We start from the raw sequence: 13,228 nt of genomic DNA on the forward strand, positions 1-13,228 counted from the left end.
AGGCTCCAACGCCTCGGCTAGCGCAACGCCTCGGCAATCCGCGCCGCAAGCTTCCGCGCGACCTCGTCCTTGCCCATCCGCAGCCATTCCTCGGCCCCGGCCTCCGAGATCAGCGTGACCGCGTTCTCGGCCCCGCCCATGATCCCGGTGCCCGGAGACACGTCATTCGCCACGATCCAGTCGCAGCCCTTGCGCGCCCGCTTGGCCGTGGCATGGGCCACCACATCCGTGGTCTCGGCGGCAAAGCCTACCACCAGACGGGGCCGCTGCGGCCCCTTCGACACCGTCGCCAGGATGTCCGGGTTCTCGGCGAACTCCAGCGCCGGGGCCTTGCCCGAGCCATCCTTCTTCAGCTTCTGCCCGGAGGCGTTGGCCACCCGCCAGTCGGCGACAGCGGCCGCCATCACCGCCGCGTCGGCAGGCAGCGCCGCCGCCACCGCCGCCGCCATCTCGCGCGCCGTTTCCACCCGCACCACCCCCACCCCGCCCGGCGGAGGCACCGAGGCCGGCCCCGTCACGAAGGTCACCCGCGCCCCCAGATCGCGCAGCGCGGCGGCCAGCGCCGTGCCCTGCGCACCCGACGACCGATTGGCGATATAGCGCACCGGATCAATCGGCTCATGCGTGGGGCCCGAGGTCACGATCACATGCCTGCCCGCCAAGGGCCCCCCGCCCAGCGCCGCCGCAATCGCCTCCAGGATGACGGCAGGCTCCGCCATCCGCCCCGGCCCGTATTCGCCGCAAGCCATCTCGCCCTCGTCCGGCCCGACGACCAGCACCCCGTCACCCCGCAAGGTCGCAAGGTTGCGCTGCGTCGCCGGATGCTGCCACATCCGCACGTTCATCGCCGGGGCCACCAGCACCCGCTTGTCCGTCGCCAGCAGCAGGGTCGAGGCCAGATCCTCCGCCCGCCCCCCCGCCATCTTCGCCAGAAGATCCGCCGTCGCCGGGGCCACGACCAGCAGGTCGGCCGAACGGCTGAGCTCGATATGCCCCATCTCGGCCTCTGCCGTCAGGTCGAACAGCGCAGCATGCACCTTCGACTTCGCCAGCGCCCCCACCGACAAGGGCGTCACGAACTCCGCTCCCGCCCGGGTCAGGACCGGCGTGACCATGCCCCCCGCCTTCTGGACCAGTCGGATCAGCTCCAGCGTCTTGTAGGCCGCGATGCCGCCGCCGATGATCAGAAGTATGCGCTTGCCAGCCAGCATCGGCAGCTCCCCCATCGCCTGCCCCAAGGTTTAGGGGCGGGCGGCGGCAAACTCAACTCCCCGGCGGCATCCGCTCGATCTCCGCCGCGACCAGCGCCTGCAACCGCCAAAGCCCCGCATCGCGGATGCCGCGTGCATCCAGTTGCGTGACGGTGTTCAGCAGGTATTCCGCCCCCGTCCCCCAATGGCCGCAGGCGCGCGCGAGCGTGCGGGCCACCTCCTCGGGCGGCAGGCGGCCCGCGTAATAGGGCGAGGCGCGGTTCATCACAAAGCCCAGCGCCTTCACCGGCCCGTCCGGCGTCCGCACCACCAGCCAGCGCGGGATGTTGTTGATCGGCTTCACCGTGAACTCGCGCCGGAACAGCCGGTCCAGCTGCACCGCCGGGTCCTCGGGCGGCAACTCCAGCACCACGCCCCGGCACTGGCCGCCCCGGTCCAGCGCCATCATCAGGCCGGGCTGGTCGGGCGTGCCGCGAAAGCGGTGCACCCGCAGGCAGAAGGCACGGTGCCAGCCCTGCGCCACCGCCGGACGCTCGGCCCGGTGGTCGATCTCGGGCTTCCAGATCAGCGAGCCGGAAGCGAAGAGCTGGATCGGGGCGCCCGGCGCATGGTCCTTCAGGATATGTGCCACCCAATGCCCGTAATCGGCATCGGTCTGCTGCTCGACCCCCGGCGCGGGCCCGGCATCGGCGATCTCGCGATGCACCCGGGCGATATGGTCCGGCGTCAGGCTTGGCGGGTCCGGGACACGGGGCATGATCTCCCCCCTTTCCTGCCGGATGGTCCACGCAGGACAGCCTCGCGTCAAGGGTCAGCCCAGGAAGTGCCGCACCTCGCCCGACTGGGTCTCCAGGCTGCGGCGCATCTTGGCGAAGGCCGCCGCTTCCAGCTGGCGCACGCGCTCCTTCGACAGGCCCAGCTCGTCGCCCAGGCTCTCCAGCGTCCGCCCCTCGCCCTTCAGCTTGCGCTCGGCCACGATATAGCGTTCGCGCGGGTTCAGCGCCTGCATCGCCGCGACCAGCCAGCCGCGCAGCCGCTCGCCGTCATGCGCGCCCTCGACCGCCTCGGCGGCCTGCGGGGCCTCGTCCTCCAGCACGTCGATCCATTCGCGCCCGTCCTCGTCCCAGGACTGGGTGGCGTTCAGCGAATAGTCGCTGCCCGAAAGCCGCCCCTCCATCATCTCGACATCCGCGACCGGGACGCCGACCTCGGCCGCCACCATCTGCCGCAACTGGTGCTGGTCCAGCATCTGGCCGCGCCGGCTCGCCTCGCGCTCCAGCTTGGCCTGCACCCGGCGCAGGTTGAAGAACAGCGCCTTCTGGCTCGAGGTGGAGCCGGTGCGCACCATCGACCAGTTGCGCATCACATAGTCCTGGATCGAGGCCTTGATCCACCAGACCGCATAGGTCGAAAAGCGCACCCCGCGTTCGGGATCGAACTTGTCGGCCGCCTTCATCAGCCCAAGGCTCGCCTCCTGGATCAGGTCGTTCATCGGCGCGCCATAGCGGCGGAAGCGCGCGGCCATGCTGATCGCCAGCCGCATGTAGGCGGTGATCAGCCGGTGCAGCGCGCGCTCGTCCCGCCGGTCGCGCCAGGCCCGGGCGAGACGCACCTCGGTCTCGGCATCCAGAAGCTCGGCCCGCATCGCTTGGCGCGACACGTTCAGGTCGGTATATCCGTCAAGTGCCATGACCACCTCCTGCCGTCCCTGTTCCTTCTACGAGGCCCGCCCGTGACCGGATCACTTCCGCCCCTCACCCTCGTCGTCGGCGGCGCGCGTTCGGGCAAATCCGCCTTCGCCGAGCGCCTGATCGCCGCCACCGCCCGCCCCCGCCGCTACATCGCCACCGCCGAGGCCTGGGACGACGAGATGCGCGACCGCATCGCCCGGCACCGCGCGGACCGCGCCGGCGGCTGGACCACGGTCGAGGCCCCGCTCGATCTCTGCGCCGCGCTGCGATCCGCCCAACCGGACGAAGCCGTCCTGGTGGACTGCGCGACCCTCTGGCTCACGAACCACCTCCTGGCCGGGCATGACCTCGCCGCCGAAACCCTCTCCCTCATCACCGCCCTCGCCGCCTGCCCCGCCCCCGTCGTCGTGGTTTCAAACGAAACCGGCTGGGGAATAGTTCCCGAGAACGCGCTGGCCCGGCGGTTCCGCGACGAACAGGGCCGCCTCAACCAGCGCCTCGCCGCCGAGGCCGCGCTGGTCGTCACCGTGATCGCCGGCCTGCCGCTGGCGCTGAAGGGCGCCCTTCCCGCGCCCGCGTAAGGTGGGCAATATTGCCCACCCTACCCCCGCCCCCGATCCGCAAGAGACTCACATGACCCGCTTCTGGCTCGTCCGCCACGGTCCCACCCATGCGAAGGCGATGATCGGCTGGACCGACCTGCCCGCCGACCTTTCCGACACCGCCGCCCTCGCCCGCCTCTCCGCCCATCTCCCCTCCGGCGCCCCCGTCATCTCCTCCGACCTCGCCCGCGCCGTGGCCACCGCCGACGCCCTCGGCCCCCAACGCCCGCGCCTGCCGCACGACCCCGCCTTCCGCGAGATCCACTTCGGCCACTGGGAGGACCGCAGCTTCGCCGAGGCCGAGGCCCGGGACCCCGCCCTGATCCGCGCCTTCTGGGACCAGCCCGGCGACATCCGCCCCCCCGGCGGCGAAAGCTGGAACGACCTGACCGCCCGCAGCTGGGCCGCGCTCGACCGCCTGCAGGGCCAGGCCCCCGACCTGATCGTCGTCGCCCATTTCGGCCCGATCCTCGCCGCCCTGCAACGCGCGCGCGGTGTGACCGCGGCCGAGGTCTTCGCCCAGAAGATCGACAACCTCTCCGTGACCTGCCTGACGCTCTCCCCGCCCGGCGTGCAGTCGGTCAATCACCGGCCGTGATCATCGCCCGCACAAATCGGCATTTCCCTTTCCCGCCGCCCCGCGCTTCACTGTCCCGAAAAGGACCGCAGCATGACCTATGACCTCGTGATCGGCGACCGGGCCTATTCCAGCTGGTCCTTGCGCGGCTGGCTCCTCTTCGACGCCTTCGGCATCCCCCTGCGCACGATCTCCGCCCGGCTCTACACCGACGAGCTGCCCACTCTCCTCCAGGACTTCTTCCCCGCCCGCACCGCCCCGACGATGCGCACGCCCGAGGGCTCCATCGTCCCCGAGACCATCGCCATCGCCGAGGAACTGGCCACCCGCCACCCCGAGGCCGGGATCTGGCCCACCGACCCGCAGGCCCGCGCCACCGCCCGCGTCCTCGCCGCCGAGATGCACGCGGGCTTCGTCGAGCTGCGCACGCATTGCCCGATGAACCTGCGCGTCAGCTACACCGACTGCCAGCCTCCGGAGGAGGTGCTGGCCGACCTTGCGCGCCTCGAAACCCTCTGGTCCTGGGCGCGAGAAACCACAAAATCCACCACCCCCTGGCTCTGCGGCGCCTATTCTGCGGCGGACGCCTTCTTCGCCCCCGTCGCCACGCGCATCGCCACCTACAACCTGCCCGTCAGCGCCGGGGCGATGCGCTACGTCGACGCCCACCTCGCCCACCCATCGTTCCGCCGCTGGCGCGCGATGGGCATGGTCGACGGCGCGGATCAGGACTTCTACCGCCGCGACTGGCCCCGCCGCGACTGGCCCGGTCCCGTTCCCCTGCCCGCCCGCGCCGTTCCCGGCACCGAAAGCGGGAACGCCGCCTGCCCCTATTCCGGCAAGCCCGTCACCCACAGCCTGGAACTCCACGGCCGCCGCTTCGGCTTCTGCAACGCCTTCTGCCGCGACAAGACCGCCGCCGACCCCGAGGCCTGGCCCGCCTTCATGGCCCTTTACCACTCGTAAACCATTTCGCCCTACCCGTTAACCAGGGTGAACCGGATGGGGCGGATGCAGACAGGAACCAGAGGCAAGGCCACGGCACCGGCGCCGGACCCTTCCGCATGCGCCACCGCAGGGCATGAAGCGCCTCCCCTCCCCCTCGTGGGGAGGGGGCGGGGGGGGGGCAACCCAGGGGTTCCCAGAATGACCGCCCGCACCTACACCGTCGCCTTCGAAGGGGTCGAGGCCCGCCTGGTCGAGGTGCAATGCGCCGTCTCCGCCGGCTCGCCCGCCTTCACCCTGGTCGGATTGCCGGACAAGGCGGTCAGCGAGGCGAAGGAACGCGTGCGCGCCGCCCTGCAGGCGCTCTCCATCGCCCTGCCGACCAAGCGCATCACGGTGAACCTTTCGCCCGCCGACCTGCCGAAAGAGGGATCGCATTTCGACCTGCCGATCGCCGTCGCCCTCCTCGCCGCCCTCGACATCATCCCCCGCGACCTGGTCGAGGGCGTGGTCTCGCTGGGCGAGCTCTCGCTCGACGGCCGCCTGATCGCCGTCGCCGGCGCGCTTCCCGCCGCCATGGCCGCCGCGGTCGAGGATCGCGCGCTCCTCTGCCCGAAACCCTGCGGGGCCGAGGCCGCCTGGGTCGGCGCCACCCAGGTCCTGGCCCCCGCCTCGCTGGACGAGGTCCTGCATCACTATACCGGCCGCGCGCCCCTCGCCCCGGCCGAGGCCGGCGAGGTCACCGGCACCGCCTCCCCCCGCGACTTCCGCGAGGTGAAGGGCCAGGAACGCGCCAAGCGCGCGCTGGAAATCGCCGCCGCCGGGCGGCACCACCTGTTCATGGTCGGCACGCCCGGATCGGGCAAGTCGATGCTGGCGGCGCGGCTGCCCGGCATCCTGCCGCCGCTCTCGGCTCCCGAGGCGCTGGAAACCTCGATGATCCATTCGCTCGCCGGGCTGCTCTCCGAAGGCGGCATCTCGCGCGACCGCCCCTTCCGCGAGCCGCACCATACCGCCTCGATGGCCGCCATCGTCGGCGGGGGGCGCGGCGCGAAACCGGGCGAGATCAGCCTGGCGCATAACGGGGTCCTCTTCCTCGACGAGTTCCCCGAATTTCCCCGCACCGTGCTCGACACCCTCCGCCAGCCGATCGAGACCGGCAGCGTCATGGTCGCCCGCGCCAACGCCCATGTCCGCTATCCCTGCCGCTTCCTGCTGATCGCCGCCGCCAACCCCTGCAAATGCGGCTACCTCTCGGACCCCAACCGCGCCTGCGGCCGCGCGCCCCTCTGCGGCGAGGACTATCTCGGCCGCATCTCCGGCCCGCTGATGGACCGCTTCGACCTGCGGGTCGAGGTGCCCCCGGTGGCCTTCGCCGACCTCGACCTGCCCGCCTCGGGCGAAGCCTCCGCCGGCATCGCCGCCCGGGTCGGCGCGGCGCGCGAGCGTCAGTCCACCCGCTTCGCCAACCATCCCGGCCTGCGGGTGAACGCCGACCTCGAAGGCGCCGCGCTCGAGGATTTCGCGACCCCGGATGCCGAGGGCAAGGACCTGGTCGGCCGCGTGGCCGAACGCATGGGCCTCTCGGCCCGGGGCTACCACCGCGTGCTCAGGGTCGCCCGCACCATCGCCGACCTCGACGCCAGCGCATCCGTCCGCAAACCCCATATCGCCGAGGCCATCAGCTTCCGCCTCGCCTCAGCCACAGGCGGGCTGTAAGGTGGGCAATATTGCCCACCCTACGCCTGCGCTCATGCTCAAGACCTGGTGAATGCCCGCAGCCAGGCCCTTGAAAAGCGCGCGGGCAGCCTCATCCCCGCCGCTTCGCCTCGATCACTTCCCAGATCCGCGCGGCCGCATTGGTCCCGTCGAACCGCTCCAGCTCCTGGATCCCGGTGGGCGAGGTCACGTTGATCTCGGTCAGCCAGTCCCCGATCACGTCGATCCCGACGAAGACCTGGCCCTTCTCCCGCAGGACCGGCCCGATGGTCCGGCAGATCTCCAGGTCCCGCTCGGTCAGCCCAACCTTCTCGGGCCGCCCGCCCGCATGCATGTTCGACCGAGTCTCCCCGGCCTGCGGCACCCGGTTGATCGCCCCCACCGGCTCGCCGTCGACCAGGATCACCCGCTTGTCCCCCTGCGCGACAGCCGGCAGGAACTTCTGCACGATCAGCGGCTCGCGGTTGATGCCCATGAACAGCTCATGCAGGCTGGAGAGATTGCGGTCGTTCGGATCCAGCCGGAACACCCCCGCCCCGCCGTTCCCGTAAAGTGGCTTCAGGATGATGTCGCCATGCCGCGCCTTGAAGTCGCGGATCGTGGCCAGGTCGCGCGCGATGGCGGTGGGCGGGGTCAGGGTCGGAAAACGCAGGACCAGCAGCTTCTCGGGGCTGTTCCTGACCCAGAACGGATCGTTCACCACCAGGGTCCGGGGATGGATCATCTCCAGAAGATGCGTCGTCGTGATATAGCCCATGTCGAACGGCGGGTCCTGCCGCAGCCAGACCACGTCCAGCGTGCCGAGGTCGACCTCGGTCTCCTCGCCATAGCTCACATGATTGCCGACCTCGTGCCGGACCTCGATCCACCAGCCGCGGGCCAGGACGCGGCCCTCGACATAGGTCAGCCGGTCGGGCGTGTAATAGAACAGCCGGTGCCCGCGCGCCTGGGCCTCGAGCGCGATGCGGAAGGTCGAATCGGCGTTGATGTTGACCGACCCGATCGGGTCCATCTGCAGGGCGACATTCAGGGGCATCACATTCTCCGGTCAGGTCCTGCAGAAGTGATGACCCAAGCCCGGGGAAGATGCAATTCAACCCGCGAAGGCGTTTTCGACCACTTCGATCCGTCCCATGCCGTCCACCAGCGCCAGGTCGATCCGCACATCGGTCAACAGACCCCTGGGTTCGCCGCCAAGGAATTCGTCCACCGTGGTGAATATCCGCGCGATCTGCGCCGGGGTGATATGCGAGGCGGCAAGGTCGTGCGTGCGGCTGTACTTGACCTCGACGAAGATCACCTCGTCGCCGTTGCGGCCGATCAGGTCGATCTCGCCGCCGCTGCCGCGCCAGTTGCGGGCGCAGATCGGGATGCCGATTCCCTCGTAGTGCCGGGCGACGGCAGCTTCGGCGGCATGGCCCGCGTGGTAATTGGCAAGACCGCGCGCAGAGCGGCGGCGTCGGACAGGGTCGGGGACGAAATCGAAGGGCATGGCCTATTCCTGCTGGCGCGCGAGGGCGATCCTGTAGGCGATCTTGCGCGCTACCTTCAGATCTTGCGACACGAAAGTTGCGGCATCCTTAACGGACATATGGGCCAGCGCCGCATCCAGCGCGGCGGCGATCTTCTCCTCGGACACCGCCTCGGGCGGGGCGCGGTCGATCAGGACGACGATCTCGCCCTTCAACTCCCGCTCGGCCACCGCCGCGGCCAGTTCGGCCAGTGTCCCGCGCAGGACTTCCTCGAACCGCTTGGTCAGCTCGCGGCAGACCGCGGCCCGGCGGCTCTCGCCCAGGACCCTTGCCGCATCCGACAGGAGCGCGGCCAGGCGCTTCGGGCTTTCATAGAGGATCAGCGTCGCCTGGACCGGCGCCAGTTCCTCCAGCGCCGTGCGGCGGGCCGAGGCGGTGGCGGGCAAGAAGCCCGCGAAAAAGAATCGGTCCGAGGGCAGGCCCGAGAGCGTCAGCGCGGCGATCGCGGCGCAGGGGCCGGGGGCGGCGGTCAGCGGCAGGCCCGCCGCGGCGGCGGCACGGGCGAGTTCGAAGCCGGGGTCCGAGATCAGCGGCGTCCCCGCGTCGGAGGCATAGGCGAGGCTCCTGCCCTCGGCCATCATCCCCAGCAGGCGTTGCAGCTGCCCCGCGCCGGAGTGGTCGTGGTAGGCGATCACCGGGCGGCCGTTCAGGGCGATCCCGTGGATCTCCATCAGGTGGCGCAGGGTGCGCGTATCCTCGGCCACCAGCACATCCGCGCCGGCCAGCACATCCAGCGCCCTGAGCGTGATGTCGCGCGCCGCGCCGATCGGCGTCGAGACCAGGTGCAGACCCGGCGGAATGGCGCGCAGGCCGGGTCTGGAGGCCGGATCGGCGGGTTCTGGCGTCTGCCTCACAAGTTTACTTCCCTTTGCGAACCCTTTACCTTCCCCGGGCCATCATCGCGCCACGAGAGTGAGGAACCCTGATGTTGTCCGCAATTCGCCGGGCCCGCAAGTCGCTGGGCCAGATCTTCCTTGTCCTCGCGGCAGCCGTGGTCTCGGCCTGCGTCCCCGCCGGGGGGCCGTCCACCGGCCCGGCGCAGGGCAAGGGCGGGGCGGTGCAGGTCGCGCTCCTCATCCCTTCCGGCTCGGGCCAGTCGCAGGACGAGATCTTCGGCTCCAACCTGGAAAACGCGGCGCGGCTGGCGATGGCGGACCTGTCGGGCGTGCAGATCGACCTGCGCGTCTACAAGACCGGCGGCAGCCCCGCCAAGGCCAGCGCGCTGGCGAAACAGGCGGTGGACGAGGGCGCGCAGGTGATCCTGGGGCCGTTCTACTCGGAAGAGGCGAATGCGGCCGGGGTCGCGGTGGCCAATTCCGGCGTGAACGTGCTCGCCTTCTCGAACAACGCCGCGATCGCGGGCGGCAATGTCTTCGTCCTGGGCCAGACCTTCGACAACACCGCCCGGCGGCTGGCGAATTATGCGGTGCGCAGCGGCAAGTCGAAGATCCTGGTGGTGCATGACCGCAACGTCGCGGGCGAGGTCGGCAAGGCCGCGATCGAGCGCGGGGTGCAGGCGGCGGGCGGCTCGGTGGTGGGCGTGACCTCGTATGAATTCTCGCAGAACGGCATCGTCCAGGCGGCCAGCGGCATAGTGAACACGGCCAGGTCCTCGGGCGCGACGGCGCTGTTCCTGACCGCCGACACCGCCGGGGCGCTGCCGCTCCTCAGCCAGCTTCTGGTCGACAACGGCATCGACCGGGCCTCGACCCAGTTCATCGGCCTGACGCGCTGGGACATCCCGCCCGCGACCCTGGCCCTGCCCGGGGTCCAGGGCGGCTGGTTCGCCATGCCGGATCCGGGCCTTCACGCGCAGTTCCAGTCGCGCTACCAGGCGGCCTATGGCAGCCAGCCGGCCGCGATCGCAGGCCTCGCCTATGACGGGATCGCCGCGATCGGCGCGCTGGCGCGGGCGTCGAAGGGCGCCCCGCTGAGCAAGAACGCGCTGACGCAACCGGCCGGTTTCGCGGGCGTCTCGGGCATCTTCCGCCTGCTGCCGAACGGCACGAACGAGCGTGGGCTGGCCGTGGCCACGATCCGCGGCGGCCAGGTCGTCGTCATCGACAGCGCGCCGCGCAGCTTTGCCGGGGCCGGGTTCTGACATCGTGACAACCGTCGCCGAGGCCCCACTCGCACGCGAGGCCGGGCCGGACTATCCCCGGCCGGATGCCGAGGCGCTGCTTCAGGCCGTGCGTCTCGATCTGGCCGGGGCCGAGGATGGCAAGGCCGGGCGGGCGGTCGTGGTGCGGCATCTGCAGGCGGCCAAGGCGGCGGCGAATGCGGCGCTTCAGGCGCGTTTCCTGCAAACCCCGCGCGCCGCGCGCGGCCTGGTCGCGGCCCAGGCGGCGCTGACCGATGTGCTGGTCCGCGTGGCCTTCGACTCCGCCCGGCTTCTGCATCCGCTGGCCAATCCGACCGAGGCCGAGCGCCTTGCCGTCCTGGCGGTCGGCGGCTACGGCCGGGCCGAGATGGCGCCGCAATCCGACGTGGACCTCTTGTTCCTGTCGCCCTGGAAGATCACGCCCTGGGCCGAGAGCGTGATCGAGACCATGCTCTACATGCTGTGGGACCTGAAGCTGAAGGTCGGTCATGCCAGCCGCACGGTGAAGGACTGCGTCCGCCTCGCGCGTGAGGACATCACCATCCGCACCGCGCTCCTGGAGCATCGCTTCATCTGCGGCGATGCCTCCCTGGCCGAGGCGGTGGACAGCGCGCTCTGGTCCGAGCTCTTCCGCAACTCGGGCCCCGAATTCATCGAGGCCAAGCTGGCCGAGCGGGGCGAGCGGCACCGGCGCCAGGGCGGCCAGCGCTATGTGCTCGAGCCCAACGTCAAGGAAGGCAAGGGCGGGCTGCGCGACCTGCAGACGCTGTACTGGATCGGGAAATACCTGCACCGGGTGCCTTCAGCCGAGGGGCTGGTCGAAGCCGGCCTCCTGTCGCGCGAGGAGTTCGACAGCTTTGCCAGGGCCGAGGATTTCCTCTGGGCCGTGCGTTGCCATCTGCACTACATCACCGGCCGGCCGGCCGATGTGCTGACCTTCGACCTCCAGGTCGAGGTGGCGGCGCGGATGGGCTATCGCGACGCGGGCGGGCGGCGGGCGGTGGAGCATTTCATGCAGGACTATTTCCGCCACGCGACCCGGGTGGGGGAACTGACCCGGATCTTCCTGACCGAGCTCGAGGCCCGTCACGCCAAGCGCGAGGCCAGCATCTTCGGCATCTTCAAGCTGACCAAGCGCGTCCGCCGGGGCTACAAGCTGGTGCAGGGCCGGATCGACGTGGCCGATCCGCAAGCCTTCCTTGCCGACAAGCTGAACATCCTGCGCGTCTTCGAAGAGGCCTTGCGGACCGGCTACCTGCTGCACCCCAACGTGATGCGGCTGGTGGCTGCCAACCTGCACCTGATCGACGACGAGCTGCGCGAGAACCCCGAGGCGCGGCGGCTGTTCCTGGACCTGCTCCTGAAGCACGGCAACCCGGAACGCAGCCTGCGCCGGATGAACGAGCTCGGGGTGCTCTCCGCCTTCATCCCCGAATTCGAGCCCATCGTCGCGATGATGCAGTTCAACGTCTACCACCATTACACGGTGGACGAGCACATCATCCAGACCATCTCCTGCCTGGCCCAGATCGAGCGGGGCGAGCTGATCGAGGACCTGCCGCTCTCTTCTTCGCTGCTCAAGGGCGGGATCAACCGGCGGGTGCTTTACGTCGCGCTGCTGCTGCACGACATCGGCAAGGGCCGGCCCGAGGACCATTCGATCCTCGGCGCGCAGATCGCGCGGCGGATCTGTCCCCGGCTGGGGCTGGAGCCCGAGGAATGCGAGACGGTCGAATGGCTGGTGCGCTATCACCTGCTGATGTCCGACACGGCGCAAAAGCGCGACATCGGCGATCCCAGGACGGTGCGCGACTTCGCCAAGGCGGTGAAGTCGAAGAAGCGGCTGGACCTCCTTACCGTGCTGACCGTCTGCGACATCCGCGGCGTCGGCCCCGGCACCTGGAACAACTGGAAGGCCATGCTGCTGCGCCAGCTTTACCAGCAGACGGCGGATGCGCTGGAGGGGGGCCTCGAGACGCTGAACCGGGAAAACCGGATGGGCGACGCGACCCGCGCGCTGCGCGAAAGGCTCCCGGGCTGGAGCAAGGCCGCGCTGGAGCACGAGACGACGCGGCATTACGCCCCCTACTGGCAGGGGCTTTCGACCGACACCCATGTCGTCTTCGCCCAGCTCCTGCAAGGCCTTTCCGATGACGAGATCCGCATCGACCTGCATCCCGATCCCGACCGCGACGCGACGCGGGCCTGCTTTGCGCTCGCCGACCATCCCGGCATCTTCAGCCGCCTGGCCGGCGCGCTGGCGCTGGTCGGCGCGAACGTGGTGGACGCGCGGACCTATACCTCCAAGGACGGCTATGCCACCGCCGTCTTCTGGGTCCAGGACATCGAAGGCCACCCCTACGAGGCCAGCCGCCTGCCCCGCCTGCGGCAGATGATCGACAAGACCCTGAAGGGCGAGGTCGTGGCGCGCGAGGCGCTGAAGGACCGCGACAAGCTGAAGAAGCGCGACCGCGAGTTCCGCTTCCCGACCCATATCACCTTCGACAACGAAGGATCGGACATCTACACCATCATCGAGGTCGATACCCGCGACCGTCCGGGCCTGCTCTACGACCTGACCCGGACGCTGGCCGGCAACAACATCTACATCGCCTCGGCCGTGATCGCGACCTATGGCGCGCAGGTGGTGGACACCTTCTACGTCAAGGACATGTTCGGCTTGAAACTGCACCAGAAACACCGGCAAGAGGCGCTGGACCGCAAGCTCCGCGTCGCCATCGCCGAGGGTGCAGAGCGGGCGCGGGCATGAACCCTACCGGCGCGGGGGGGGGGGGGGGGGCGGGCCCGGGGGGGGGGGGGCCCCCCCGCGCGCGGGCCCCGGGGGGGACG

At 70.2% G+C, this 13,228-nt stretch carries 12 protein-coding genes; 6 read left to right on the forward strand and 6 right to left on the reverse strand.

Features of this window, described 5'->3' with window-relative positions:
- Positions 1–17: 17 nt before the first annotated feature.
- From coaBC to I7S92_RS13675, 3 genes are read right to left on the reverse strand one after another with little or no spacing between them, the layout of a single operon-like run.
- Positions 18–1,211, reverse strand: coding sequence for a bifunctional phosphopantothenoylcysteine decarboxylase/phosphopantothenate--cysteine ligase CoaBC (gene coaBC / locus I7S92_RS13665; RefSeq protein ID WP_197645313.1), 1,194 nt, complete (start codon positions 1,209–1,211; stop codon positions 18–20).
- A gap of 52 nt (positions 1,212–1,263) precedes the next feature.
- A complete protein-coding gene (locus I7S92_RS13670) occupies positions 1,264–1,968 on the reverse strand; it encodes a gamma-glutamylcyclotransferase (RefSeq protein WP_197645243.1) in 705 nt (234 codons plus the stop codon).
- A 54-nt stretch (positions 1,969–2,022) separates the two neighbouring features.
- A complete protein-coding gene (locus tag I7S92_RS13675; protein ID WP_197645245.1) occupies positions 2,023–2,901 on the reverse strand; it encodes an RNA polymerase factor sigma-32 in 879 nt (292 codons plus the stop codon).
- A gap of 42 nt (positions 2,902–2,943) precedes the next feature.
- On the opposite strand from I7S92_RS13675, the gene cobU reads away from it, so the two are divergent.
- From cobU to I7S92_RS13695, 4 genes are all read left to right on the forward strand, one after another.
- Positions 2,944–3,483 (forward strand): bifunctional adenosylcobinamide kinase/adenosylcobinamide-phosphate guanylyltransferase, encoded by a 540-nt coding sequence (gene cobU / locus I7S92_RS13680; protein ID WP_197645247.1) that lies wholly within the window; start codon positions 2,944–2,946, stop codon positions 3,481–3,483.
- 52 nt (positions 3,484–3,535) lie between these two features.
- Positions 3,536–4,102, forward strand: coding sequence for a histidine phosphatase family protein (locus I7S92_RS13685; RefSeq protein WP_197645250.1), 567 nt, complete (start codon positions 3,536–3,538; stop codon positions 4,100–4,102).
- Positions 4,103–4,174: 72 nt separating this feature from the next.
- The gene (locus I7S92_RS13690) at positions 4,175–5,047 is read left to right on the forward strand and encodes a glutathione S-transferase (protein ID WP_197645252.1); all 873 of its coding nucleotides are present in this window, start codon (positions 4,175–4,177) and stop codon (positions 5,045–5,047) included.
- Positions 5,048–5,227: 180 nt separating this feature from the next.
- The gene (locus I7S92_RS13695) at positions 5,228–6,745 is read left to right on the forward strand and encodes a YifB family Mg chelatase-like AAA ATPase (protein ID WP_197645254.1); all 1,518 of its coding nucleotides are present in this window, start codon (positions 5,228–5,230) and stop codon (positions 6,743–6,745) included.
- A 91-nt stretch (positions 6,746–6,836) separates the two neighbouring features.
- On the opposite strand, the gene gshB is transcribed toward I7S92_RS13695, so the two are convergent.
- Genes gshB through rsmI form a run of 3 tightly spaced genes read right to left on the reverse strand, consistent with a single transcriptional unit; the run spans position 6,837 to position 9,131 of the window.
- A complete protein-coding gene (gene gshB / locus I7S92_RS13700; RefSeq protein WP_197645256.1) occupies positions 6,837–7,781 on the reverse strand; it encodes a glutathione synthase in 945 nt (314 codons plus the stop codon).
- Between the two features lie 57 nt (positions 7,782–7,838).
- Positions 7,839–8,237, reverse strand: a complete 399-nt coding sequence (locus I7S92_RS13705; protein WP_197645258.1) for a YraN family protein — start codon at positions 8,235–8,237, stop codon at positions 7,839–7,841.
- A gap of 3 nt (positions 8,238–8,240) precedes the next feature.
- Positions 8,241–9,131: a 16S rRNA (cytidine(1402)-2'-O)-methyltransferase gene (rsmI, locus tag I7S92_RS13710; RefSeq protein ID WP_354001335.1), complete on the reverse strand. Its 891-nt coding sequence runs from the start codon at positions 9,129–9,131 to the stop codon at positions 8,241–8,243.
- A gap of 71 nt (positions 9,132–9,202) precedes the next feature.
- Between rsmI and I7S92_RS13715 the strand changes: the two genes are divergently transcribed.
- Both I7S92_RS13715 and I7S92_RS13720 read left to right on the forward strand, forming a co-directional pair.
- A complete protein-coding gene (locus I7S92_RS13715) occupies positions 9,203–10,378 on the forward strand; it encodes a penicillin-binding protein activator (RefSeq protein WP_197645260.1) in 1,176 nt (391 codons plus the stop codon).
- A 4-nt stretch (positions 10,379–10,382) separates the two neighbouring features.
- Entirely contained in the window at positions 10,383–13,148 is a 2,766-nt protein-coding gene (locus tag I7S92_RS13720; protein ID WP_287865582.1) for a [protein-PII] uridylyltransferase, read from the forward strand.
- The last annotated feature ends 80 nt before the right edge of the window (positions 13,149–13,228 follow it).

Origin of the sequence: Tabrizicola soli (assembly GCF_015999335.1) — a bacterium.
Taxonomy (GTDB): domain Bacteria; phylum Pseudomonadota; class Alphaproteobacteria; order Rhodobacterales; family Rhodobacteraceae; genus Tabrizicola; species Tabrizicola soli.

Excerpts from the sequence above, each read along its gene's own strand:
- coaBC (WP_197645313.1), bottom strand. The coding sequence starts at position 1,211 with ATGCTGGCTGGCAAGCGCATACTTCTGATCATCGGCGGCGGCATCGCG.
- I7S92_RS13670 (WP_197645243.1), bottom strand. The coding sequence starts at position 1,968 with ATGCCCCGTGTCCCGGACCCGCCAAGCCTGACGCCGGACCATATCGCC.
- I7S92_RS13675 (WP_197645245.1), bottom strand. The coding sequence starts at position 2,901 with ATGGCACTTGACGGATATACCGACCTGAACGTGTCGCGCCAAGCGATG.
- I7S92_RS13685 (WP_197645250.1), top strand. The coding sequence starts at position 3,536 with ATGACCCGCTTCTGGCTCGTCCGCCACGGTCCCACCCATGCGAAGGCG.
- I7S92_RS13690 (WP_197645252.1), top strand. The coding sequence starts at position 4,175 with ATGACCTATGACCTCGTGATCGGCGACCGGGCCTATTCCAGCTGGTCC.
- I7S92_RS13695 (WP_197645254.1), top strand. The coding sequence starts at position 5,228 with ATGACCGCCCGCACCTACACCGTCGCCTTCGAAGGGGTCGAGGCCCGC.
- gshB (WP_197645256.1), bottom strand. The coding sequence starts at position 7,781 with ATGCCCCTGAATGTCGCCCTGCAGATGGACCCGATCGGGTCGGTCAAC.
- I7S92_RS13705 (WP_197645258.1), bottom strand. The coding sequence starts at position 8,237 with ATGCCCTTCGATTTCGTCCCCGACCCTGTCCGACGCCGCCGCTCTGCG.
- I7S92_RS13715 (WP_197645260.1), top strand. The coding sequence starts at position 9,203 with ATGTTGTCCGCAATTCGCCGGGCCCGCAAGTCGCTGGGCCAGATCTTC.